The organism is Mycetocola sp. 2940, assembly GCF_040548835.1.
Taxonomy (GTDB): domain Bacteria; phylum Actinomycetota; class Actinomycetes; order Actinomycetales; family Microbacteriaceae; genus Mycetocola_A.
This window is the reverse complement of sequence record NZ_JBEPSK010000004.1, coordinates 287,265-311,370: the sequence shown is the minus strand read 5'-3', so window position 1 is coordinate 311,370 and position 24,106 is coordinate 287,265. Positions and strand designations below refer to the sequence as shown.

At 66.4% G+C, this 24,106-nt stretch carries 17 protein-coding genes; 5 read left to right on the top strand and 12 right to left on the bottom strand.

The annotated features are described in order from the left end of the window. Positions 1-179: 179 nt before the first annotated feature. Entirely contained in the window at positions 180-2,438 is a 2,259-nt protein-coding gene (treS, locus tag ABIE24_RS08440) for a maltose alpha-D-glucosyltransferase (RefSeq protein WP_354498661.1), read from the top strand. A gap of 172 nt (positions 2,439-2,610) precedes the next feature. Here the strand turns inward: treS and ABIE24_RS08435 are convergent, their stop codons facing one another. Together ABIE24_RS08435 and ABIE24_RS08430 are read right to left on the bottom strand one after the other, a co-directional pair. After that, a complete protein-coding gene (locus tag ABIE24_RS08435; protein ID WP_354498659.1) occupies positions 2,611-3,276 on the bottom strand; it encodes a M23 family metallopeptidase in 666 nt (221 codons plus the stop codon). A 179-nt stretch (positions 3,277-3,455) separates the two neighbouring features. Further along, the gene (locus tag ABIE24_RS08430) at positions 3,456-4,841 is read right to left on the bottom strand and encodes a LamG domain-containing protein (protein ID WP_354498657.1); all 1,386 of its coding nucleotides are present in this window, start codon (positions 4,839-4,841) and stop codon (positions 3,456-3,458) included. A 111-nt stretch (positions 4,842-4,952) separates the two neighbouring features. Between ABIE24_RS08430 and ABIE24_RS08425 the strand changes: the two genes are divergently transcribed. Next, positions 4,953-9,122: an nSTAND1 domain-containing NTPase gene (locus ABIE24_RS08425; RefSeq protein WP_354498655.1), complete on the top strand. Its 4,170-nt coding sequence runs from the start codon at positions 4,953-4,955 to the stop codon at positions 9,120-9,122. Positions 9,123-9,129: 7 nt separating this feature from the next. Here the strand turns inward: ABIE24_RS08425 and ABIE24_RS08420 are convergent, their stop codons facing one another. From ABIE24_RS08420 to ABIE24_RS08405, 4 genes are read right to left on the bottom strand one after another with little or no spacing between them, the layout of a single operon-like run. Next, a complete protein-coding gene (locus ABIE24_RS08420; RefSeq protein ID WP_354498653.1) occupies positions 9,130-10,095 on the bottom strand; it encodes a glycoside hydrolase family 43 protein in 966 nt (321 codons plus the stop codon). A gap of 8 nt (positions 10,096-10,103) precedes the next feature. Beyond that, a complete protein-coding gene (locus ABIE24_RS08415) occupies positions 10,104-10,961 on the bottom strand; it encodes a carbohydrate ABC transporter permease (RefSeq protein WP_354498651.1) in 858 nt (285 codons plus the stop codon). Continuing rightward, positions 10,958-11,938, bottom strand: a complete 981-nt coding sequence (locus ABIE24_RS08410) for a carbohydrate ABC transporter permease (RefSeq protein ID WP_354498649.1) — start codon at positions 11,936-11,938, stop codon at positions 10,958-10,960. The genes ABIE24_RS08415 and ABIE24_RS08410 overlap by 4 nt, the downstream gene beginning before the upstream one ends. Beyond that, complete coding sequence (locus ABIE24_RS08405) at positions 11,931-13,241, bottom strand: ABC transporter substrate-binding protein (protein WP_354498647.1); 1,311 nt, start codon at positions 13,239-13,241, stop codon at positions 11,931-11,933. The genes ABIE24_RS08410 and ABIE24_RS08405 overlap by 8 nt, the downstream gene beginning before the upstream one ends. A 146-nt stretch (positions 13,242-13,387) precedes the next feature. Between ABIE24_RS08405 and ABIE24_RS08400 the strand changes: the two genes are divergently transcribed. Beyond that, positions 13,388-14,389 carry a LacI family DNA-binding transcriptional regulator gene (locus ABIE24_RS08400; RefSeq protein ID WP_354498646.1) on the top strand — a complete coding sequence of 334 codons (1,002 nt, stop codon included), beginning with the start codon at positions 13,388-13,390 and terminating at the stop codon, positions 14,387-14,389. A gap of 53 nt (positions 14,390-14,442) precedes the next feature. Continuing rightward, the gene (locus ABIE24_RS08395) at positions 14,443-16,287 is read left to right on the top strand and encodes a glycoside hydrolase family 2 protein (RefSeq protein WP_354498644.1); all 1,845 of its coding nucleotides are present in this window, start codon (positions 14,443-14,445) and stop codon (positions 16,285-16,287) included. Between the two features lie 21 nt (positions 16,288-16,308). Here ABIE24_RS08395 and ABIE24_RS08390 read toward each other — a convergent pair whose 3' ends face one another. Beyond that, positions 16,309-16,749, bottom strand: a complete 441-nt coding sequence (locus ABIE24_RS08390; protein WP_354498642.1) for a YkvA family protein — start codon at positions 16,747-16,749, stop codon at positions 16,309-16,311. 114 nt (positions 16,750-16,863) lie between these two features. Here ABIE24_RS08390 and ABIE24_RS08385 point away from each other — a divergent pair, with 114 nt between their 5' ends. Then, positions 16,864-17,349, top strand: coding sequence for a pyridoxamine 5'-phosphate oxidase family protein (locus tag ABIE24_RS08385; RefSeq protein WP_354498640.1), 486 nt, complete (start codon positions 16,864-16,866; stop codon positions 17,347-17,349). 8 nt (positions 17,350-17,357) lie between these two features. Here the strand turns inward: ABIE24_RS08385 and ABIE24_RS08380 are convergent, their stop codons facing one another. The 5 genes from ABIE24_RS08380 to ABIE24_RS08360 form a co-directional block, all read right to left on the bottom strand. Further along, the gene (locus ABIE24_RS08380; RefSeq protein WP_354498638.1) at positions 17,358-17,786 is read right to left on the bottom strand and encodes a hypothetical protein; all 429 of its coding nucleotides are present in this window, start codon (positions 17,784-17,786) and stop codon (positions 17,358-17,360) included. 322 nt (positions 17,787-18,108) lie between these two features. Beyond that, positions 18,109-18,702 carry a dihydrofolate reductase family protein gene (locus tag ABIE24_RS08375; RefSeq protein ID WP_354498636.1) on the bottom strand — a complete coding sequence of 198 codons (594 nt, stop codon included), beginning with the start codon at positions 18,700-18,702 and terminating at the stop codon, positions 18,109-18,111. Positions 18,703-18,773: 71 nt separating this feature from the next. Then, positions 18,774-20,729, bottom strand: coding sequence for an APC family permease (locus tag ABIE24_RS08370; protein WP_502916262.1), 1,956 nt, complete (start codon positions 20,727-20,729; stop codon positions 18,774-18,776). A gap of 135 nt (positions 20,730-20,864) precedes the next feature. Beyond that, the gene (locus tag ABIE24_RS08365; protein WP_354498634.1) at positions 20,865-21,593 is read right to left on the bottom strand and encodes a response regulator; all 729 of its coding nucleotides are present in this window, start codon (positions 21,591-21,593) and stop codon (positions 20,865-20,867) included. Next, complete coding sequence (locus ABIE24_RS08360) at positions 21,590-24,091, bottom strand: sensor histidine kinase (RefSeq protein ID WP_354498632.1); 2,502 nt, start codon at positions 24,089-24,091, stop codon at positions 21,590-21,592. Before ABIE24_RS08360 ends, ABIE24_RS08365 begins: the two co-directional genes overlap by 4 nt. Positions 24,092-24,106: the final 15 nt, after the last annotated feature.

Here is a 24,106-nt window from a genome sequence, read left to right as displayed (position 1 = left end):
CCGCTTCGTCCGACGGATTGCGGCGCGTTCGCCGAGTGCTCGATACACCAGAGAGGCCCCACACACCAACGTTGTGTCTCCTTTACCGTTCGTCAGCGATTCCGAGGCATACTCGTGCTACCGAGTGTGGGACTTATCGACGTTTCCCGCGCTGATCGGAACAAGAGGAGCGCGACAGGATGACTGACGAAGCCGAGATCGAGCCGATCGAGATCACCTATGACGAGGATCTCTATCCGGCACGACCCAAGCGGCTCCGGCCGCGCGCGAACATGCGGGCCAGCAACATCCGCCGTTCGTTCTCGGACCCCCGCTCCGCCGACGCCTCGAACCCGTCGTACATCGAATGGCTGACCCGCCAGTCGATGTTGAGGGATGCCGAAGTGCTCGGGCGCGGCCTCTCCGGCCAGCCGAGCATGTGGAGGCACCCGTACGCGCGTCCAGACGCCCGGCGCGCGATCCGCACAGCGTCGGTGTGGTTCACGGCGTACCCGATCTCCCTCATCACCGCCCCCGGGCAGTCCTATCTCGCGGCGCTCGGCGATGACGCGCTCTGGGAGGCGTTCGAGAAGATCGGCATCACCGCTGTGCACACCGGGCCGGTCAAACTCGCCGGCGGCATCACTGGCTGGACCAGCACGGCGAGCGTCGACGGCCACTTCGACCGGATCAGCACCCAGATCGACCCCGCGTTCGGTTCGGATGACGACTTCCGTCAGCTGTCGGATGCCGCGGATCGTCACGGCGGCAGTGTCATCGACGACATCGTTCCCGGCCACACCGGTAAGGGCGCCGACTTCCGCCTGGCCGAGATGGGGTACAAGGACTACCCCGGGATCTATCACATGATCGAGATTCCGGAAGAGGACTGGCACGAACTGCCCCCCGTCCCTGACACCCGGGATTCAGTGAACCTCGATGCCGCGACGGAAAAGAGGCTCGCGGACCTCGGCTACATCATCGGACAGCTGCAGCGCGTCATCTTCTACTCACCCGGCACGAAGGAAACCAACTGGAGTGTGACAGCGCCTGTTCTCGGCGCAGACGGCAAGACCCGCCGCTGGGTGTACCTGCACTACTTCAAGCAGGGGCAGCCGTCCATCAACTGGCTCGACCCCACGTTTGCCGGAATGCGCCTGGTCATCGGCGATGCTCTGCACTCGCTCGGAGACCTGGGCTCCAGCGCCCTCCGCCTCGACGCGAATGGTTTCCTCGGTGTCGAGAAGAGCGCCGAGGGAACACCGGCCTGGTCGGAAGGCCACCCGCTCTCCGAAGCGGCGAATCACCTCATCGCCGGCATGGTGCGCAAGGTCGGCGGTTTCTCGTTCCAGGAGCTCAACCTCACCATGGAGGACATCCGCGACACCGGCCGGGTCGGCGCTGACCTCTCCTACGACTTCATCAACCGGCCGGCCTACCAGCACGCGCTGGCGATGGGTGACACCGAGTTCCTGCGCCTGACGCTTCGCACATCGCTGTCGACCGGGGTGCAGCCGGTCGGCCTCGTGCACGCCCTTCAGAACCACGACGAGCTCACCTATGAGCTCGTGCACTGGGCGACCCTGCACCGGGCAGACCACTACCCGTTCCGTGACGAGGAAATGACCGGTGCGCAGCTGGCCGAGACGATCCGGGCGGATCTCGTGAACGAGCTCACCGGCGACGCGGCCGACTATAACCTCGTGTTCACGACCAACGGCATCGCCTGCACGAGCGCGTCCGTCATCGCGGCCGCACAGGGCCTGACGACGCTCGATGCGATCACTGACGAGCACGTCGAGAACATCAAGCGCGCGCACCTGCTGCTCGTCATGTTCAACGCCTGGCAGCCCGGCGTCTTCGCCCTGTCGGCATGGGATCTGCTCGGCATGCTGCCCCTGCCCTCCAGCGAGGTCCGCGAGCTGATCGCCGAGGGCGACACGCGGTGGGTGCACCGCGGCGCCCATGACCTCATGGACGTCGACACGCACGCCGTCATCTCGGGTTCAGGGATGCCGCGGGGGCGATCCCTCTACGGCTCGCTGCCGCAGCAACTGGCGACCGAGGACTCGTTCGCCAGTGAGGTCTCCCGCATCCTCGCGATCCGCTCCAGCCTCGGCATCGACGTGGGAACGCAACTCGACATCCCCGACGTCGCCCACCAGGGCATGCTCGTCATGGTCCACCGTCTCGACGACGGGGACGCGACGCTCGATGACGCGCGGATCCAGGTCACGGTCCTCAACTTCACCGGCGAGACGATCGAGGGCACGGTCCGCTCGTCGGCGCTGACCCCGCGGCGCACCGTGTACGACGCGACGACCGGCGAGGAGATCGGGCGGGTCGACGACCTGCAGAGCTTCACAGTCAAGCTGGAGCCGTACGCCGGCCTGTGCCTCCTCGGCCGGGACGCCGAGGAGGAGACCCCGGCTGACGATTCCGGGCACCCCTCCCCCTGATCGGTTCGCCGCTTTGCGGCGCGGCAGAAGGAGAGAGACGCGGGGTAGGGATGCCGTCGGCACGGCATCCTTACCCCGCGTCTTTTTCCTTGCGCGGCGGCGGCTGGATCTGGGGTCAACGGGGGCAGGGGCCAACGCTGCGGACGTCGGCCGAGTCGGAGGGTCGGATCGGTCAGAGAATGACGCCGCGGGCCGCGAGGAAGGGGCCGGGGTCGATGTAGACGCCGGTGCGGATCTTCAGGTCCAGGTGGCAGCCGGTCACGACGCCCGTCGCGCCGACTCTCGCGATGACGGTGCCTGCCTTCACCAGCTGACCGGCCGTCACAGCGAATGACCCGGTCTGCAGGTGGCCGTACAGGGACGCCAGACCGCTGCCGTGGTCGATGATGACTCGCTCTCCGAACGAGCCCGCATTGCCGGCAAACGTGACCCGCCCTGGAGAGACCGCCTTGACCGCTGTGCCGCACGCGGAACCGAAGTCGACGCCGTCGTGGAACGAACTCGAGCAGCCGACGGCGTTGCAGATGACTCTCCGGGGGCCGTACGGCGACGTGACCCCGGCGGTGACCGGTCGAATCCAGGGAGCGTCAGCGTCATGCATGTAGTTGCCCCCTCTGCTGGCCGGACCGGCGTTCTGGAGTGGGTCCTCCAGTGCAGCGACGGCGGTCGCTGCGGGTGCGGTGACCACCCCGTGCGCCGGGATCGCGACGATTCCGGCGAGGGCAGGAACAGCGATGCCGACGACGAGGAGCGACCGGAGATATCCGCGCCTGCGCCTGGTCCGGGCGGGGGCGGATGCCGGCGCCGTGCCGTGCAGGAGCGTACTCGGGTCGATCATGGGTGTGTTCCTGTTCGGTCACGGGTTCATCAAAAGTAGTCGAGGCGGCGCCGTGACGATCGGCGGCACGTCCACGCGGCGGAAGGACGTGCTCGCGGTCCCCCCGAATCCCGCACGCCGAGCGTACCGCCAATCGGGCCGATCCGCAGCGATTGCGCTGCAGCTGTTTTCCGGCCGGGTCATTCCTGGAACCCGAAGGATCCGACAACCGCGCCTGCGCCCGCCTCCTCCAGGTAGCCCGGGAGAGTGTGCTGCTCGCGTACGGCAGTCACCTCGACGACGACATTTCCCTGCTCCCAGTCGAGCAGGAGCAGACGCATCTCCAGGGCGGAACCCATCACATGGTGGAGTTGTGACACGCCGCCGCCGATGATCACAGGGATCGCGTGCAGCACTCCGTCGAGCGGGCACGGACTGGTCCATTCGTCACTGACCGTCAGGTCGAGGGCGATCCCCGACAACCCTCCCAGCGACACCGGGGACTCCGCGACGATGTCGAGTCCGGGCACCGTGCGGTACCACGCAGCCAACTCAGCAGAGCCCACACCGACGCCGGCCTCCGTGCCCTCGCCGCACAGCGACGGCGCCCGGACGTTCTGGTAGACACCGACGTAACTGCCGCCCCACACGCCCTCCTCCGAATCGTCGGTCCGGGTCAGGAGGACATTGCCAGGCAGGTCCTCCTCGTTGGTCCAGCCCTCTGGCACGGTATACGACAGAGTCGGCGTGAACGATTCCGTGGCGTAGGTTCCGGCGTCGACCGGGCCCAGGCAGACACCGCCGTGCGGATTCGGGCAGGTCACCTCCGCCACAGCAGGCCGGTTCAGAGTGGCCCCCTCCGGCGTCGCGACCTTCGCTGCGTCAGCAATCTCGTCGGCGTCCAGTGCTCGTGACCACGTCCGTGCGTCGGAAACGGTGCCTGCGAAGAAATCTGTCGCTTCTCCCCTGGCCTGGGCGCGGCCGAAGAGCAGTGAACCCGTCGCAGCGAAAACCGGGTCGGTTGCGACGCCGTCCACGCTCGCCGGGTAGCCATTGAGGAAGAAGTGGGCTCGTCCGTCGGCTGAGTCGTAAACGCCCGCGAGGTGGACCCAGCTGTCCGGTTCCACCTCGACGCCCGTCGCCCGGTCACGGTTGGTGACGAAGTCGTCACCATTGCCGTCTGCGGGTTTCACCGAGAACGACCACATCCCTTCCGCAACGCCCAGGAAGAATGCTCCGGCCACCTCCCCGGCCTGGCTGAGAACGGAGGCGTACTCCGCAGGTTGCCCTGCGGGACGCACCCAGGCGCTCACCGTGAAGCTGGAGTCGGTGGCGACCGGGCCTGGCGCCGTGGTGCTCGCGAACCCGGTCCCGTCGAGGCGGAGGCCGTCAGCTGTCCACTCGGCGCCGTCGGCGGCGGTGAGCGCCACGTCCCCGACGGATGCGTCAGGGCCGGTGAGGGACCAGACGTGCGCGCCGTCCTCGCCGGACAGGGCGCACGCGGGAAGTGTCAGGATCAGGAGACTTCCGATCATGGCCGCAGCGGTGTGAGACCGGCGGCGACTGAGTTGAGGTGTCGTATTCATTCCCGCATCGTCCGGCGCGGTGGTATCTGCGCGGACTCGGGCGGTATGCATCCGGTATGCAGCAGGTGGCGACGCGTTGACACGTCTCTGGGCGCTCCACGACAATGCCTCATGGGAGTATCCGTGCTCGGCGCCGTCGGCGTCGATGGCGCGCCCCGGCTCGCTCCCCGAGAGCAGGTCGTCCTCACCGTGCTCGCCATCCGCAATGGCGAGATCACGTCGACGAGTACGCTCGCGGATGCCATTTGGGGCGACAATCTGCCCGGCACGTGGCCCAAGCAGCTCCAGGCATCCGTCGTCGTGGTTCGCCGCGCGGTCGGCAGGGAGCGCCTCGACACCGCTCCCGGCGGGTACTGTCTGCGGATCGAGGACGCGGAACTCGACATCGCGCGATTCGAGAATCAGCTCGGACGGGGACGGATGCATCTGGCCGGCGGTCAGCCGGCGCGTGCGGTCTCGGAATTGAGGAGGTCCCTCGTACTCGCACCGGCTGACCCCTTTCCCGCCCTGCGCGGCTGGCCCGGTGCCACCGACGAGATCGCGCGGATCCTCGAGTTGCGGCGCGGGGTCGAGGACGATCTGCTCCGCGCCCGTCTCGCGACCGGGGACCATCCGACGGTCGCGGCCGACGCGGCACGTGCTGTCGCCGCTGAACCGATGCGTGAAGCTCGCTGGTGGGCGTTGGCTCTCGCCCAGTACCGTTCTGGGCGGCAGGGCGACGCGCTGGTGACGTTGCGTCGCGCCCGTGCGCTGCTTGCCAGCGAACTCGGCGCCGACCCGGGCGCCGAGCTTCAGGAGCTGGAGCGGGCGATCCTCCAGCAGGATCCCGTGCTTCTTGACGTTCCGACGGCGCAGGCCGATGACGATCAATGCCCGTACCCCGGCCTCGCCCCCTTCGGAATCGACGATGAGGACCGGTTCTTCGGTCGGGAGTCTGAGATCGCCGCAACCGTGGAACGACTCACACGGAACGGATTCTGCGTCATCTCGGGGGCGTCCGGGTGTGGCAAATCCTCGTTGCTGAGGGCCGGTGTGGCCCCGATCTTTCTGGCTCGAGGCATCGAGGTGGCCCTCACCACCCCGGCAAGGTCGCTGCCGTCCCTGACCGAGGGCTCGCGGGCCCTCGTCATCATCGATCAGTTCGAGGAGGCCTTCGCCGCAGGAGCGCCCATTCCTGTTGCTGAGTACTGCGCATCTGTTTCCCGGCTGGTCGACGGCGGACACCGCGTGGCGATCGTCGTCCGTTCCGACTTCCTCGACGCCTGCGCCGCCGAGCCCGGGCTCGCGCCGCTCATTTCGACGGGCCTCCAGGTGATGACGACGCCGGGAGCGAGCGCGGTCACAGCGGCCATTGAAGGGCCGGCCCGTCTGGCTCACCTGACGCTGGAGGCCGGCCTCGTCGACCTCATGGTGAGTGAGACCCTGGCGCACCCGGGCGGTCTGCCGTTGCTTGCTCATGCCCTCGCTGAGACGTGGATGCGCCGCGAAGGATCGACGCTGACCCTCGAGGCGTACCGTGAGGCAGGCGGGCTCAGTGGTTCAATCAGCCGAACCGCCGAACGGTTCTATGTCTCGCTGGCGGAACCGGACCGCCACAGTTGTCGACTCCTGCTGAGGCGGCTGGTTGTCGTCACGGTCAGCGGTTCGACGGTCGTTCGCCCCCTCCCCCTCCGTGCACTGACCGGTGACAGCGGGCTGGAAGAGATCGTTGGCCGGCTCGCCGCGGCACGCCTGTTGACCGTGGAAGCGGACATGGTCAGTCTCAGCCACGAGGCGATCAGCCGAGCCTGGCCCCGTCTGCGCGACTGGCTCGAAGCCGACCGCGATGCGCAACGCGTGCTCGAACATCTGAGCCGGGCGGCGGTTGGCTGGATCGACTCAGGCGAGAGCGACGACGAGTTGTACCGTGGAGCCCGGTTGGCCGAGGCTCGGGAACGCCTCGGAGATGTCCCGGACCAGCTGACCCTCGCCGAATCCCGCTTCCTCGGCGCCTCCAGTGAGGCTGCCGATCGGGCGGAACGTGAGCGAGGCGAACGGGCCGCGCTCGCCGAACGGCAGAACGTGCGGCTACGGCGGCAGGTCCGCACCATCGCCGGCGTCCTCGGTGTCGCGATTCTCGCGGGAATCCTCGCGATCACCGGAACTGTCGAGGCGTCGCGTCGCAGCGAAGAATCCCGGCGTGACCAGCAGGAAGCCCAGATCGAAGCGATGCTCGGCCAGTCCAGCGCGCTGCGAGCGTCGGCCAGGGATGTGGCGACGCTTCTGGCCGTCGAGGCGTATCGCCGTTGGCCGGATGACGCGCGTGCACAGTCCGCCCTCCTCGGTGTGTTCAGCACGGAACCGGGCTTCCTCGGGTACCAGCGGATTACGGGAGTGAACCGCCTGAGTGCGGTGGCGCTGCCCGACGGCGCGGGTGCGGCCGTGGTCCTCGGGAACGGGAGCGTGGCACGGTTCGACTTCGAACGGGCAGCCATGGGCGATCCGCTCGGTAGGCCGACCGACGTTTCTACCACCCTCGACGGTCCGGTCATACGGTCCAGTGCTGACGGACGACGGATCGTCGTCGCCGTGCCTGGCGACGGTTCGGTGTGCGGGTCGATGGCCCGTTGCACGCTCGTCAGCGCTTTCGATGTGGCAGGGGGAACAACCGTTCTTGCTTCCACGGCGATCGACGCGACCGGCGCCGACCTGGCGGTCGACTCGCAGGGCGGCATGGCAGCTCTTGCCGACGCTCAGACCGGGGCCGTGGCCATCTTTGAGGTGTCGACCGGGCGTCTGCGTGGGTTGATCGAGTCCGAGTTCGCCGGCCCGACGAGCGTGGCGTTCTCGGGCGCGGGGAAGCTCATCATCGGATCGAGCGACGGGTTACTCCGGGTGGCCGACTCCGAAACGGCACTCGTGGAGAATCAGCTTTCTGCACCGCCGGGCACGGTGGACGGTCGCCTCGTCGATGCCGGGAGCGGCCGGATCGTGGGAGCCGGAAACGACGGCCTTGCGGCGGTCGACCTGGAGAATCTCCGGCTCGCGTGGACCACGCCGTTCACCACCTCTCATCCGGAACCATGCCCGTGGCTCGCTGCCTCCGTTGCCTCAGGCACGGCGTACTGCGGCGATCGGTTCGGGACGATCGAGGAACGCTCGATGGTAGACGGCGGCCTGACCGGAGCACGGTTCGACCCGCAGCGCGGGGACGTGGGCGAGTTGTCGGTTTCCGCAGACGGACGCACCCTGGTCGCGATGGGCGAAACCGAGCCCGTGATCACCCGCTGGCGGCTGGACGGAAGTGGCCCCATTTCCACGCTGATCGCAGAAGGGCAAGTCACCTTCGACCGCTATGACCGGACCGGTTCCCGGCTCGTCACCGCGACACGGACCCCGGTGTCGCGAACGGCCGACGAATTCCACGAGTTCTCGATCTGGGATGCCGACAGCGATGAGCGCGTGCGCCCGCTGGGGAACATCGAAGGAGCAGGCTGGGTCGCTCCGAAGGTGATCGCTGCCTATCTCCCGGCTGAGGACGCCCTCGGTTACCTGAATGCGGTGACCGGGGAACGTGTCGCCGGCGACGATGTCCCGCTGGATGCCCTCACCCTCTGGCCTGCGGCATCCGGCGACCGGCTTCATGTTCTGTTCTCTGGCGGCGACATCTGGACGATCGAGACCGCGACGATGAAGCGGATTGAGCCGACGCTGCACGTCGTCGGCGAACCTCGTTCCTTGTCGAGCGACGCAGAGGGTCGTGTCCTCGTCTCGTCGATCACGGCGGACGGCCCCGTGATGACCCTCCTCGACGGGCTCACCGGGAAGATCCTCGTCGAGGCGGTGCCCGGTGGCGAGATCAGCGTGCTCGCGCCCGACGGTTCGGTGTTCGGTGCGAGCGCCCGAGGCCAGATCACTCATTACGATGCCGAATTGCGGGCCCTCCGGACTCTCGCCGGCGCCCGTGGAGAGATATCGACGCTCCAGATCAGTGATGACGGACGCGTACTGCTTGCCGGTGCCAACGATCAGACGGTGTCGGTCTATGACACGGCCAGCGGCATCCGACTCGGAACCCCTCTCCCTGCCGATGCGCCCTTCATCATGCCAGGCGCGCTGCGCCCTGATGGGTCGGCTGTCGCTGTCAACGGCAGGGACGGAGTCCTCGTCTGGGACCTCGACCCTGCGTTCCAGGCCGACCAGGCGTGCATGCTCGCCGGCCGGAACCTGACCCGCACCGAGTGGGCGAGCTATCTGAGTGCGCTCGGCGAATGGCGGGCGACCTGCGCAGAGTTCGAATAGGGTCCCCTCACGGAAGGCGCACCGAGGGAACATCGTCCTTCCACTCCAGGGGAAGGCTGTGCAGACCGCGGTACATCACCAGTTCGTCCCAGCCGTGGAAGAAGATCCGATCACCCTCGGACGTGTGCAGAATGTCTTGACCGCCCGGGCCGAGATACCTGCGGTCACTGGACTCCGTGGACAGAAAAGGTTCCGGCTGTTTCACGTATGGGCCGGTGAGGGCGGGGGCGGATGCCACACCGACGGCGTAGTCCTCCCCCGCGTAATCGTTGGCGGAGTAGAACATGAGGTAGGTGTCCTCGTGTTTGACGAGGACAGGCGCTTCGACCAGCTGCCCCTCCCACTCTTCGGTCTGCTGGAAGAGCTTCACCGCGGGCCCGGCCAGCTGGGTGCCGTCCGGGCTGAGCGGGGTCAGCTGGATCCAGGTCTCCATCGAGCAACAGTTGCCGTCGTTCTTCCAGACCAGGTACCGCGTGCCGTCGTTCTCGCTGAACACGGACGGGTCGATCGAGCCGCCCTCGTCGAGGGTGCAGACCAGAGGGTCGCCTCCGACCGCGCTGAACGGGCCGGTGGCGGTGGGCGAGGTGGCGGCTCCGATGCACTGCCGGTTGGACTCGTTATGGGCGGCGACGAAGTACATGATGAACCCGCCCCCGGGAAGCGCGGACACGTCCGGCGCCCAGGTACGCCCGACACTGGCCCAGTCCGGCAGCTGCGGGAGGGCGTCCTGAAGCGAGACGTCCCACCCGTCGAGGTCGTCCGAGGTCGCGAACTGGACGTTCACGCCGCGGGTGTTGGTGGCGAAGGCGACATAGCCGTCGTTCGTCTCCATGATGTCCGGATCCGGAAAGTCCTGGTCGATGAGGAAGGGCTCGAGCGCCGGAGGCTGGGCGGGGGCGGGCTTTGGTGCACATCCGGCGAGCATCCCAGCCACGACCAGCGATCCGGCCCCGAGAACCGCCAGCGTCCTCATCGAGCGGTTCATCCCTTGACCGCGGACCCCGCCACAGACTCAACGATCTGGCGCTGGGCGATGCCGAAGATGATCAGCACCGGAACCGAGGCGATCACCGCTCCTGCCATGACGATGGCGAAGTGGGTCGAATACGCGCCCTGGAGCTGGTTGAGTCCCGGCTGCAGGGTCAGGTTCTCCGGGCTCAGCAGCACGTACACCGGCCACAGGAAGTCATTCCAGTTGCCAAGGAATGACAACACGGCCAGGGTCGCCAATGCCGGCCGCGCGAGCGGGATCAGCACCTGAGAGAAGATCCTGAAGTCGCCGGCACCGTCGATCCGGGCGGCCTCCTCGATCTCTGGGGGCAGTCCCAGGAAGAACTGTCGCAGGAAGAAGATGCCGAACGCGCTTGCCGCACCGGGGACGGTGATCGCCCAGATGGTATCCAGCCACCCCAGGTTCTGCACGATGAGGTAGTTCGGGATGAGGAAGACCACGGGCGGCACGAGCAAGGTCGCGATGATCGCGCCGAACACGAGCTTCTTGCCCGGGAATTCCAGGCGCGCCAGCGCATAAGCGCCCATGGATGCCGTCACGAGGATCAGCACCGTCTGCACGGTGGCAGCGGCGAAGCTGTTCCACAGCCAGAGGAAGATCGGTTGCTGGCCTGATGTGAGCAGCGTCTCGTAGGCCTCGATCGAAAACGGGTTCGGCAGCGAGAACGGCGCCCGCACGGCATCCGCGTCGGTTTTGAATGACGTGATCAGCATCCACGCGAGAGGCAGAACGATCACAAGGGCGAGCGCAATCAGGATGACGTACAGCAACGCCTGCGCCCATGCCTTGTTCGCCGGCATGCGGCGTCGGGGAAGTACCGTGGTCATTTCGCGCCCTTCTCGACACGTTCACGCTGAAGCCGGAAGTTGAGAACACTGACGATCGCCAGAGCCGCGAACAGCACGTAGCTCATCGCCGCGGCGGGGGCCATGTTGTTCTGCGAAAGTCCCTGGTCGGCGATGTACATGATCACCGTGCGGGTTTCGGTGCCTGGTCCGCCCTTCGTCAGGAGGTAGGACTGACCGAACATGTTCGCGGAGGCGAGGATCGTGGTTGTCGTGATGAATGTCATCACCGGCCGGAGGCCGGGAATGGTGACGTTCATGAACTTGTGTCTCGTGCCGGCACCGTCGATCGAGGCTGCCTCGTAGAGGTCTGTGTTGATCCCCTTCAGGCCGGCCAGGAAGATGATCGTGTTCAGGCCCATGGTCCACCACACGGTGACGCCGACGAGCGAGACCCAGACCCACGGGACGTCGACGGTCCACGGCAGGTTGGAGGGCAGGCCGATCAGGCCCATCAGGTGGTTCAGGATGCCGGACTGCGTGTCGAGGATGTAGCCCCAGATAACGCCGATGACAGCCACGCCGAGGACATACGGCGCGAAGAAGATGGTGCGGAAGGTGGTGGCACCGCGGATGCGCTGGTTGAGCAGGATCGCGACCAGCAGCGGTACGACGACGAGAAAGGGAACGCTGGCGAGGATAAAGATGCCCGTCACGCTCATCGACTTCCAGAAGTCGGCGGAGGTGACGGTCCCGGGGGTGAACAGATCGATGTAGTTCTGCAGGCCGACGAAATCCTGCACGTCGCGGAACGGGCTCCAGTTGGTCAGGCTCATCCAGATCCCGAAGAACGCCGGGCCGACCACGAAGGTCAGGAAGAGCAGCAGGAAAGGGGCAAGGAACAGGTACGCCGTCAGTGTTCTGCGGCGCGAGGCTGGCTTGCCCCTGGAGGGGCGTGGGCCTCGCCCCCCAGCGCTGGTGCGCTGGGGGGCGACGACGATGGCTCGGGTGTCAGTCACCGTACTTGGCCTGGTTTTGCGTGATGATCTGGTTCGCCTTGTCCGCCGCATCGTCGAGGGCGGCCTTCGGGTCTTTCTTGCCGGTCAGCGCCTGGTTGAGCGCCAGCGTGATCTGCGCGTTGGCTTCGGAGATGCCGGGCGAGACGGTCTCATAGTGTGCGTACTCGAGTTGCGACATGAACGGCTCGAGGTTGGGGTACTGCTCCAGCAGCGCCGGGTCCTCACGGACCGAGTTGGCAGCAGGCAGTTCACCGGTCTCGGCCCAGCCCAGCGAGTTGTCGTTCATCCACTTCACGAATACGGATGCCGCAGCGGTCTTGTTCTTGTCCTGGCCCTTGTTCTCCGGGAAGACCCAGTGCGTGGAACTCGACCACACCGCCTTCTCGTCTCCGATCTGGGGAACGGGTGCCGCGACCCAGTCGAGGTCGTCGAACGCCGTGTTGGTGGTCTGCCAGACGCCGTTCCAGTTGAACGCGGTCTCACCGGAGATCAGCGCCTTGATGTTGCCGTCCTGGGCAACGTTCGCCGGGCTGTAACCCTTTTTCACCATGTCCGTCATCCAGGTGAGCGCCTTCACGCCCGCCTCGGAGTTGAACGTCGCCTCGGTGACGTCCTCGTTGTACATGTCACCGCCGAACTGCCAGATCAGGCTCTGGAACTCGAACGTGCCCGTGAACACATACCCGTCGACCCATTCGCCGGCTACGCCGGCGCCCTTCAGCGCTTCGAGCGCTGCGGTGTACGAGGCCTCGTCGGTGGGGATCTCGGTGATGCCGGCCTTCGCGAGCACCGTCTTGTTCACGTAGAGGCCGAGCGGGGTCACGCTCCACGGCACGGCGTACTGCGCGTCACGGAAGTTGCCCTTGTCGAAGACGCCCTTCGGGAAGTCCTCAGCCGCGTAACCCAGCCCATCGAGGATTCCGCCGGCATCGAGCAGCAGGTTCTGGGCCGCGTACGTGGCGAGGTCGTCGCCATGCAGCACGGCGACGTCAGGGCCCTTGCCCGCCTTGATCGCCAGCGGCATCTTGGCGGTGATGTCGCCCCACTCCTGGGGAACCGCCTTGACCGTGATGTTCTCGTGTTCGGCGTTGAACTTCTGGATCAGCTCAGGAACGATGGTCGGCGCAGCGCCACCGGTCCAGCCATGCCAGAACGTGACGTTCACGTCGGGGCCGGTGTACTCACCGTCTCCGGTGACCCCACCTCCCGAAGCGGCGCCGGATGCGGAGCATCCGGATGCTGCGATGCCGATCACGAGTGCGATGCTCGCACCTATCGCTCGGCGAGCCCACGGCTTGTTCATGCGATTGCTCTCCTTTGAGTGCGTCCGGAGGACGGGATCATGGCGACCGGAAGTGGCTTCCGGTCGGTGCTCGAAATTTACAGCGCTGGAATTTGCTTGTCAAGGTGTATTGTTCAATCGTTGCGGATGCAGGAGGCGGGGAGCTGATGGGCGTACGACTGCAGGATGTCGCCGACCTCGCCGGCGTGTCGATGAAGACCGTGTCGAACGTGGTCCGCAACTACGAACATGTCAGCCCGGCGACGCGGGAGCGAGTGCAGGAGGCGATCGCCGAACTCGGGTACCGGCCCAACCTGATGGGCCGCCGCCTGGCCACCGGACGCACCGGGCTGCTCGCCCTGGCGTTCTCGAACGTCACCGTTCCCTACTTCGCGGAACTGTCACGTGCCGTCTCCGCAGCAGCCGGCGCACTCGGTTACCGCGTCCTGCTCGAAGAGACGGACGGTACCCTCGCCGGCGAGCGTGCCGTCATCGCGAGTTCCGAAGCCGGAATGGTCGACGGCATCCTGTTCCAGCCCTCGATGATGTCGTCCATGGAGATCTCCCGCCACCGCGGCGACCTGCCCATCGTGATCCTCGGCGAGGGTGCGGCACCGCTGCCCGTGGACCGGGTCATGATCGACAACGTCGCAGCCGCCCGTGACGCGACGAAACACCTGATCGCTCTGGGGCGGAGTCGGATCGGGTTCGCCGGACACGAATCCGGAGAGCTCTCGGCCACCTCGATCCAGCGCATGATGGGATACCAGCAGGCTCTCGAGGAACATGGCATCCTGCCTGACCCGCACCTGCTCTTCCCCAGCGCGGAGATCTCCCCGTCTGGTGCCGTGCAGGGGGTCGGCGCAGCACTGGACGCCGGCGCACGCGTCGACGGACTCGTGTGCCGCGACGACCTCGCCGCCATCGGCGCCCTGCGGGCATTGCATGAGCGAGGTTTTCGCGTCCCCGAGGACGTCGCCGTCACCGGGTGGGACAACATCGAGTTGAGCCGCGTGACCTTCCCGAGCATCACGACGATCGCGCCCGACCTGGACCGCCTTGCCCAGCGCGCCGTTGAGATGCTGGTGGAACGTGTCGGCGGTTTCACCGGAGTCGGCCGCCACGAACTCGTGGACTACGAGTTGCTCGTGCGGGAGAGCGCCCCGTGAGCTCCTCCACCTACCGGCAGAACCGGTAGTTTACAGCGCTGCAAAAATCGGGCATGCTTGACGACATGTCCCACCTTGACCGTGTTCCCCTGCCGCTCGCGAGTGCGAACGACGGCAACTATCCACGCCCCCAGCTGGTCCGCTCGCAGTGGAAAGACCTCGGCGGTCGTTGGAAGTTCGCCTTCGACGACGACGACCGGGGGGTTCGGGAACGGTGGCACGAAAAGCCGCTCCTCGACGACTCGATCATCGTGCCGTTCCCCCCGGAGTCCTCGGCGTCAGAGGTGCACGACACCGGCTTTCATCAGGCGCTCTGGTATTCCCGGGTGCTGACCGCCGGCGACCTCGCCGCCGCCGGGCACGAGACCGGCCGCCGCCTCATGCTCCGCTTCGGGGCGGTGGACTACCGGGCCATCGTCTGGGTCAACGGCCAGCAGGTCGGTTCCCACGAGGGCGGTCACACCCCGTTCTCCTTCGACGTGACCGACGCGGTGAATCCGGACGGCGACAATGACCTCGTGGTGCGCGTCGAAGACGACCCGCTCGACGTTGCTCAACCGCGCGGCAAGCAGGACTGGCGCGAGCATCCTCACGTCATCTGGTACCACCGCACCAGCGGGATCTGGCAGCCCGTCTGGCTCGAATCCGTTCCGACGGTGGCCGTCGAGTGGATCCACTGGCGTTCTGACCTGGCGGCGGCGCACGTCCACGCCCGCGTCGGGCTCACCGCTGCGTCCGTCGGCGGTGCCTCCGTGAACATCGAACTCCGACACGGCGACACGATCCTGGCTCGAACAACGGTGCACTCCGAGGCTTCCGAGGTCGAAGTCGTGCTCTCCCTGAGCGGCCAGACGAACGGGCAGGCGTACGAGGAACTGCTCTGGTCGCCTGAGCACCCGCGCCTGATCGACGCCCGCATCGACGTTCGGCACGATGCCGGATCGGACTCGGTGGCATCGTACCTGGGGATACGGTCAACCGCGGTCGAACGGCGGCTCTTCCTGCTGAACGACCGCCCCCGTTACGTCCGGTCCGTTCTCAGCCAGGGTTACTGGCCGGAGTCCCACCTGGCGGCACCCTCGGCTGACGCTCTGCGCGACGAGGTCCAACTCATCAAGGACCTCGGTTTCAACGCCACTCGCGTGCACCAGAAGTTCGAGGACCCCCGGTTCCTGTTCTGGGCGGATCGGCTGGGCCTGATGGTGTGGGCGGAAGCACCGGCCACGTTCACCTTCACCCCGATCGCCGTGGAGCGGACAGTCCGTGAATGGCTTGACGTCGTGCACCGCGACTTCTCGCACCCCTCCATTGTGACCTGGGTGCCGTTGAACGAAAGCTGGGGCGTGCAGCACATCGCCCACGACCACCGCATGCTCTCCTTCGCCCGCGCCCTCGTGCACCTCACCAAAGCTCTCGACCCCACCCGCCCTGTCGTGTCGAACGACGGGTGGGAACAAGCCGACACAGACATCCTCGCCATCCATGACTACGAGGGGGACGGCGACGTGATGCGCGAGCGTTACCGCGACCGCGCCACCGTCGACGAACTCGTCTCAGGTGTCGGACCGGCAGGGCGCAGGCTCGTGCTCAGCGGCGACGTCAGCCAGCTCCCCGTCATGCTCACCGAGTTCGGCGGGATCTCCTACGACGTTCACCGGACCGAGGACGCCTGGGGCTACACCGCCGCGAGGTCATCGACTGACTTCGGCGCGCGCTTGCGCTCGCTGATGACCGCAATCCACGCCAGCGGGGCCCTCGCCGGATACTGCTACACCCAGTTGACCGACACCCTGCAGGAGACCAACGGGCTGGTCGGCTCCGACCGGGTGCCGAAGCTGCCGCTGCAGGAACTCCGCGAGATCATGGTCGGTCCGCGTGCGAACCGACCGTGGGAATGACCGTGGGAATGACCGTGGAGCTCACGGTTGACCCGGCTCGCGGACTTCCCTCGAGGTGAGTCCAGCGACTGCTCGAAGCGCTGCGAGGCCCTGGGGGGTGCCGGGCCAGTGCCGCTCCAGTGCCTCTGCACCCGCACGGCGGGTCACAGAGCGGAGAATCACTGCGACAACGATTGCATCGTCCAGGTATCCGATCACCGGAATGAAATCCGGAACCAGGTCGATCGGCAGCAGTAGATAAGCCAGGAGAAGGCCGAGCCAGATGCGTACGCCACGCGGAATCGAAGAGTCGGCCGCCAGGCGCCGGGTCAGACGCACGACGTCGGGTACCAGTCGGAGCCCGTCGAGAATCCTGATCTTTTCCGACTGTCCGCGCGACACCCACGCCAGTGCGGCGAGCATGGCCAGCCAGAGGAGCAGGACGCCACCGGCGACGGCCAACACGACGCTCCACCACTCCATGACCTGAACACTACCGGCGCTCGGACCGCGACTGGTTCTCCGCCGGAAGGGCGAGGGTACCGCTGCGAGGCGACCTGCAGTATTTTGGGGCGATCGCGAGGCCCGGGAGGCATCATGGCGGATCTGACGACCGACGATGTCTGGCGGGTGCTTGAGAAGCAGAACTTCATGGTGATCGGAATGGTCTCCGCGCGTGGCAAGGCCCGGACGGCAGGCGTGGTGGCATACACAGTGGACCGGACGCTGTGGTTCACCACGAGTGAGAACACGTGGACGGCTCGCCACATCGCCGTACATCCCGAGGTGTCCGTGACCGTGACGATTCCGAAACGGGTACCGCTTCTGCCATGGATCACAGTGCCCGCCGCGACCATCACGTTTTCGGGCGTCGCCGATGTCGTCCCGGCGAACCGGATCCCGGCCGTCGCGCTGGCCTCGCTGACGAAGGGCGTGAAGCAGGGCGACGAGGGCTCCGACGGCGCCCTGATCGGCGTCGCAGTCCGACCGGCCGGGGACTTCATCACCTACGGCGTCGGCGTCCCGATGATCACGATGCGCGACACCGAAGCCGCGCGGGGACGAGCCCCGAGCGGGAACTGACCCAGGCGTTACCGCCGGACGTCCGACGGTGACAGCACGGGCACCGCAGCTGTCCGGCCTGAACGGTCGGCGAGCACGATCGCGAGGACGCCGAGAACGACGGCGCAGCTCACCCGGACCAGTCCGTCGACAGTGACGACGGCGACGATCGCCCTCATGTCGGACCCAGGGCTTGCGGTAGCTGTAACGATCGCCGAGACCAGCCACGACAGTGTGAGCGCTGCCAGCGCCCATGCCGGTGCCCAGCTCCATGGGGCCGGCACGACACCGGATCGAACGATCTGGGTGACCGTGACCAAAGCCAGAGCGAACCGGACATACGGATCAACGGTACTGAAAACGGTGAGAGCCGCCGGGAGTACATCCCCTGCGAGCTCCGATCGGAAGATGGCAGACAGAACGGGGTCGAGCAAGACCCAGGCAGCGAGAACAGCCAACGCCGTGGTCCCGAGAGGGCGACGCGCTGTGACGCTTCCGGACCCGCGAATACCGAACGCGAACACCAGCAACGAGGCGGCGAACAGCACAAGGCCGAGAGCACCCCCGCTGAATACGGAATCCGGGAGACCGCGACGGCGCCGAGGATCACGGTCGCCAGGAGCAGTGCTCCACCGATGAACCATGGATGCTGCACATCCAATGCTCCGCTGGGGGAGCTCCCTTTGCGATTCACCAGTGACTTCCCCTCTTCCCCGGTCGCTGGCTTCAACCTAGCGGGCAAGACGAACAGTCTGCCACCGTCCGCTCGGTCCCGGATGTCTATTCGCCGCGCCGCCGCGGCCCCACGCCCTCCGGGATACCCTCGTGCACATGGGGGATGTACACGAGTTTCTGGGTGCGACCGTCGAGCACCGTCGACTCGACGAGCTCGAGGTCGAACTCCGGCCCGTCACGGAACAGGGCCGCAGTACCGGCCCGCCCGGTGATGGCCGGGAACACCATAACCTCGAGCCTGTCGACGAGTCCGGCAGCAAGCAGGGCGCGGTTCAGAGAGATGCTGCCGTGCGAACGCATCGGGACATCCGTCTCGCGCTTGAGACGTTCGACCGTGGTCACGGCGTCCTCGCGCACGACTGTCGAGTTCGCCCACCCGAGCGGCTCGGGAAGCGTGCGTGAGAACACGATCTTCGGCAGCCTGTTCAGGCTGTCGTAGTAGGGCTCGTCGTACTCGACCACGAACGTCCTGAACTCCCGGAACGTCGTGGCACCGAACACCAGCACCTGATCCTGCGCGAAGGTCCGCACCCGGTCCTCGAGAAGCTCAGGACCTTCCTTCCCCCAATACCCGGGCCAGCCCCTCGCCGACCCGTTGCCGTCGAGGCTGCTGAAGAAGTCCACCGTGAACGACGCCATCGCCCCACGATAACGACCGGTGACGGTCTCCGGTACCCCGGTGCCGGTCGGGGCCCTTTCGCCCACTCGCCCTAACTGACGTGAATGTTGGGTCGTACTTTCGCATCTCGTTCGGCTTCCCGAAGGACTTCCCGGGTGACCGGTGCGACTTCGCCCGTTCCGAAGAACAGGAACTTCAGCATGTTGGAGATGGGGTTTCCCTCGGTCCACTCGAAGTACGCGTTCGGCACGATTCCGGTGAGGTTCCGAATCTCCAGGAGCACAGCCGCGAGCGTGTTCGGAATGTTGCCGCTCCGAACGGTGAGAACGCGGTAGCCGTGCTTCACCTTGCCCTCGACGACGAGTTCCTCTTCGAACTCCGAGGAGTCAGCGGTGAGAACCTCGAGGAAAATGATCCTCGAATTTCTCGGAATGTGGGAGTAGCGGCGTTCGGCTTCGTTCTTGCTTCGGTACTCCTGCTCGCTGCCGTCGTCCGGTTCGTTGGCGATGATCCGGATGACGCCGCGTTCGGCGTCCTCGTTGATGAAAGCCCGCGCCGCCGGGTCGAACGTCACCTCGGTCGCGCGGATCTCGAACGACCTGCGTATCCGCGAGATCGCCGAGATCAGGACGATGCCCAGGATGAAAAGCAACGCGATCTTCAGGCCGTCGGGACGCTCGACGATGTTGAGAACCGTCGTGTACATGAAGACGAGCGCGATGGCGCCGAATCCGAGCGTCAGTTTCTTCTCCCTCTTGCGGCGCGCGGACAACGTCACCGCGACGGCTGCTGAGGTGATCAGCACGAGAACGCCGGTCGCGTACGCCCCGCCCTGCGCATCCACGTCAGCGTCGAAGACGATGGTCACGAACAAGGCGATCACGGTGAACACCAGTACCAGGGGCCGCACGGCTCGCGCCCACTGCGGCGCCATCCCGTACCGCGGGAGGTACCGCGGTACGAGGTTCAGGAGGCCGGCCATCGCTGAAGCACCGGCGAACCAGAGAATGCAGATGGTGCTGATGTCGTAAACGGTGCCGAAACTTGCGCCCAGGTACTCGTGCGCCAGGTAGGCCAGTGCCCGACCGTTGGCTGCTCCCCCGTCCTGGAACTCTTCAGCGGGGATCAGGAACGTGGTGACGATGCTCGAGGCGATCAGGAATGCGCTCATGATGATCGCGGCGGATGTCAGCAGCCGGATCGCGCCGCGGATCCGACCGGCCGGGTTCTCCGGTGTGTCGGTCGGCGACCCCGAAATCTGCGGCATCACCGCAACACCGGTCTCGAAACCGGAGAGACCGAGCGCGAGCTTCGGGAAGACGATCAACGCGATGCCGACCATGACCAGGGGATTGCCGTGCTGGGTGGTCAGGGCCGTCCACCAGTCGCTGACCACGAGGGGATTCTCGGCAATGTGGGCCAGTGAGACGAAGATCACGATGAGGTTCAGGGTGAGGAAGATTCCCACCAGGGCGACGGCGATGCCGATGGCTTCCTTGAAACCCTTGAGGAAGACGATCGCCAGCAGCCCGATCAGCACGAGGGTGATGCCGACGTTGTTGCCCTCAAACCATTCGGGGGCGAACGGATTCTCGACCGCGTGAGCCGTGGCATCCGCCGCTGACAGCGTGATCGTGATCATGAAGTCGGTGGCCGCGAATCCCAGCAGCACGAGGACGAACAGTTTGCCTGCCCACCATGGGAGAAGGTGTTCGAGCATGGCGATCGACCCGGAACCCTTGAAACTCTCCCGTGCGACGCGGCGATACACCGGCAGGGCGCCCAGCAGGGTCAACAGCACCAGGACGATCGTCGCGAGCGGCGACAGCAGCCCGGCCGCGAGCGCAGCGATCGCCGGCTGGTACCCGAGGGTCGAGAAGTAGTCGACACCGGTCAGGCACATCACCCGCCACCACGAGTGTGTGTGCCTGGCGCTGCGGGCGTGCGGCCCCTGGTGCGAACCCGTGCTGTCGACCAGCCCCTCCAGCAGCCAATGCCGGAGGGGGTTACCGGCCGGCGGTGGGGAGACCGCGTGAGGCGTCTCCAGGGATGATGCGGACAAGTGGGCTCCATCATTCGTCGTCAGTTCGCTGGTCCGGGGGAACGATTCCTCGAAACCGGGATCAGGCTAACTCCGTCCTGTGGTGCCCACGGCGAGAAGTGCGGAATCCTAACGAGATCCTCACGCCGGCGCTGAATCGCCGGTGACGGCCTCCGAATCGGTCGAGTCCAGGCGCAGGCGGTAGCCCATCCCCGCTTCGGTGAGGATGAAGACCGGGTTACTGGGGTCCGGCTCCAGCTTCTTGCGAAGCTGGGCGATGTAGAGGCGAAGATACCCGGTCTCGGTGACGTGAACCGGCCCCCAGATGTCACGCATGAGTGCCTGCCGGGTGACGAGCCGCCCGGCGTTGCGAACGAGAAGTTCGAGGATCTTCCACTCAGTCGGGGTGAGCCGTATGTAGGTGGGGCCGTCCGGGCCCGACCGAATCACACTCTTGGAGGCCAGGTCGACGGTGACGTCGCCGAGCGTCACGAGCGGTTCCGCCTCCGGCGTCGCCATCCGGCGTGTGAGGGCACGGATCCGGGCGAGCAGCTCGTCGATGAAGAACGGTTTGGTCACGTAGTCGTCGGCGCCGAAGTCGAGCGCCTCGACTTTGTCGGCCGCGCCCGTTCTGCCGGACACCACCAGGATGGGGGCGTCGGTCCAGCTTCTCAACTCCGAGATGACCTGCACGCCGTCGAGCTTGGGCATGCCGAGGTCGATCATGTACAGGTCCGGGTGGTGTTCGATGGCGACGTTGATCGCCTCCCGCCCGTTCGTCGCGGTGAGGATGTCATACCCGCGGGCCCCCAGGGTGACCCTCAACGCTCGCAGGAGTTGTGGATCGTCGTCGGCGATCAGGATCTTCATGTCGTCCTCTGCTCGGTGACCGGCTTGGCCGCCGGGAGTGCGACGACCATGGTCAGTCCGCCGCCCGGAGTGGTCTCTGCCTGAAGCGTCCCGCCCATCCCCTCGGTGAATCCCTTCGATAACGCCAGCCCCAGACCCAGCCCGGTGAGGTTGTCGGTGTCTCCGAGCCTCTGGAACGGCACGAAGATGTCGTCGAGCCGTTCAGGGTCGACACCAGGCCCGCGGTCGGAGATGCGGATCTGTACCGTCCCACCGAAATTGCTCGACGACAGCCGCACTCGCTCGTTCGGCGGCGAAAATCTCACGGCATTGGCGAGGAGGTTCACGAGCACACGCTGCAGCAGTCCCGGATCCGCCAGCACGGCAGGGCCGTCCAACTCCAGATCGAGATCGACCTGAGACGGGCCGAGGTCGAGTTCGTCCAGCGCAGGAAGGACGACGTCCTCCACATCGACCGGAAGGATGGCGACGGCAAGCGCTCCGGCCTGGAGCCGACTCACATCGAGCAGATCCGTCACCAGGGACGACAGGGTGCCGAGGCTCTCTTCCGCCGTCGCGAGCAACTCGGCCCGGTCGGCATCCGACCACGTCACATCCGCCGACCGGAGGCCGCTGACCGCTGCCGTCGCCGCGGCAAGCGGACGGCGGAGGTCGTGGCTCAGGGCCGAGAGCAACGCGCTTCGAACCTTGTCGGTCTCGGCCAACGGTCCGACTTCACGTGCTACCTCGCTCAGGTCGGTGTGTTCCAGTGCCGCTTCGAGCTGGATGGCGATCACCGATAGCAGTCGCCGTTCGGATGCCGCCACGTCGGAACCATAGAGCTCCAGCGTCGCCCGCTCCCCCACCGGGATCGAGACGTGCGCGTTGTCGGGCGTCGGTTCCCCGGCGGTGCCGAGCACGGTGTCGCCTGCGGTGAGCCTCACCCCCGACAGGCTGAAGGCCTCCCGGGTGCGGGTGAGGAGCGCCTGGACTGCGCCTTCACCCCGGAGGACGCTTCCGGCGACCGTGGCAAGGAGTTCGGACTCCGCCTGGGCTCGTCGAGCGGCGCGTGACCGTCGAGCCGCCTGATCGACGACATAACTGACAAGCACGGCGTTGAGGACGTAGAGCGTGATCGCGAACAACAGCCGCGGCTCCGCAATCGTGACGGTGTAGAGAGGCTCGACGAACAGCAGGTTGAGCGTCAGTCCCGACAAGACGGCTGCGAACAGCGCAGGCCAGATGCCGCCGACGAGGGCGACGATCACGACGAGGAACTGGTAGGTCAGCACGTCGCTCGTCAGTGATTCCTCACTCCGCAGCACGATCAGAATCCAGGTGATCACCGGGCCGCCCACGAGGGCGATGGCGAACCCCGCTGCCCTCCGTTTCGCCGTGAGGGCCCCGCCCGCGAAGCGGGGAAGCACAAACCGCTCTCGCGTGGAGGACAGGTTCACGATGTGCACGTCAATGCTGCCTGATTCGCGCAGAACTGACGCACCGACACCGGGACCGGTCAGCATCGCAGCGAGCCTGCCGCGCCGACTGCTTCCGAGAACGAGCTGCGTTGCGTCGGAAGCCCTTGCGAAATCGACGAGAGCACGCGGGATGTCGTCCCCGACCACCTGGTGGTATGTGCCTCCGAGTTTCTCGACCAGTGCTCGCTGCCGCGCGAGTGCCCCTGCTGACGCGCTCCGGGAATCGTCCTGAGCAGTCACGTGAACAGCAAGAAGCTCGCCCCCCGAGGATCGCGCAGCGATGCGCGCGCCGCGGCGCAGGAGGGTGTCGTCTTCGTCAGCGCCCGTGAGTGCGACGACCACCCGCTCCCGTGCCTCCCATGTGCCGGCGATCCCGTGCTCGGCGCGGTAATCCTTCAGAGCGCTGTCGACTTCGTCCGCCAGCCAGAGAAGGGTGAGTTCGCGCAGCGCCGTGAGGTTGCCGAGGCGGAAATAGTTGGAGATTCCCGCGTCGATCCGGTCAGCCGGATAGATGTCTCCCCCGGCCAGGCGCTCGAGGAGCGCCTGCGGATCCAGGTCTACGACCTCGACCTGGTCTGCGCCCCGGAGGACCTCGTCGGGGATCGTCTCCGTCTGGATCTCTCCCGTGATCTGCTGGACGACATCGTTGAGCGATTCGATGTGCTCGATGTTCACCGTGGAGATGACACTGATTCCCGCCCGCAGAAGTGTCTCGACGTCCTGCCAGCGCTTCTCGTTCACGGAGCCGGCCGCATTCGTGTGGGCGAGCTCGTCCACCAGCGCGATGTCGGGATGCCGTGCGAGGAGCGCCGTCACGTCCATCTCGGCGCCGTCCACTTCTCCGGGCTGGACGACCGCGCGTGGAATGAGTTCCAGCGGTTCGGTCATCGCCGTGATCACGGCGCGGCCGTGAGACTCCACCAGGCCGAGAACGACGTCCTTGCCATCCGCGGCCAGTCGTCTACCCTCTTCAAGCATGGCGTAGGTCTTGCCCACCCCGGGCGCGGCGCCGAGCAGGACCCTGAGACGGCCTCTCCTCATTCTCGACCTCCACCA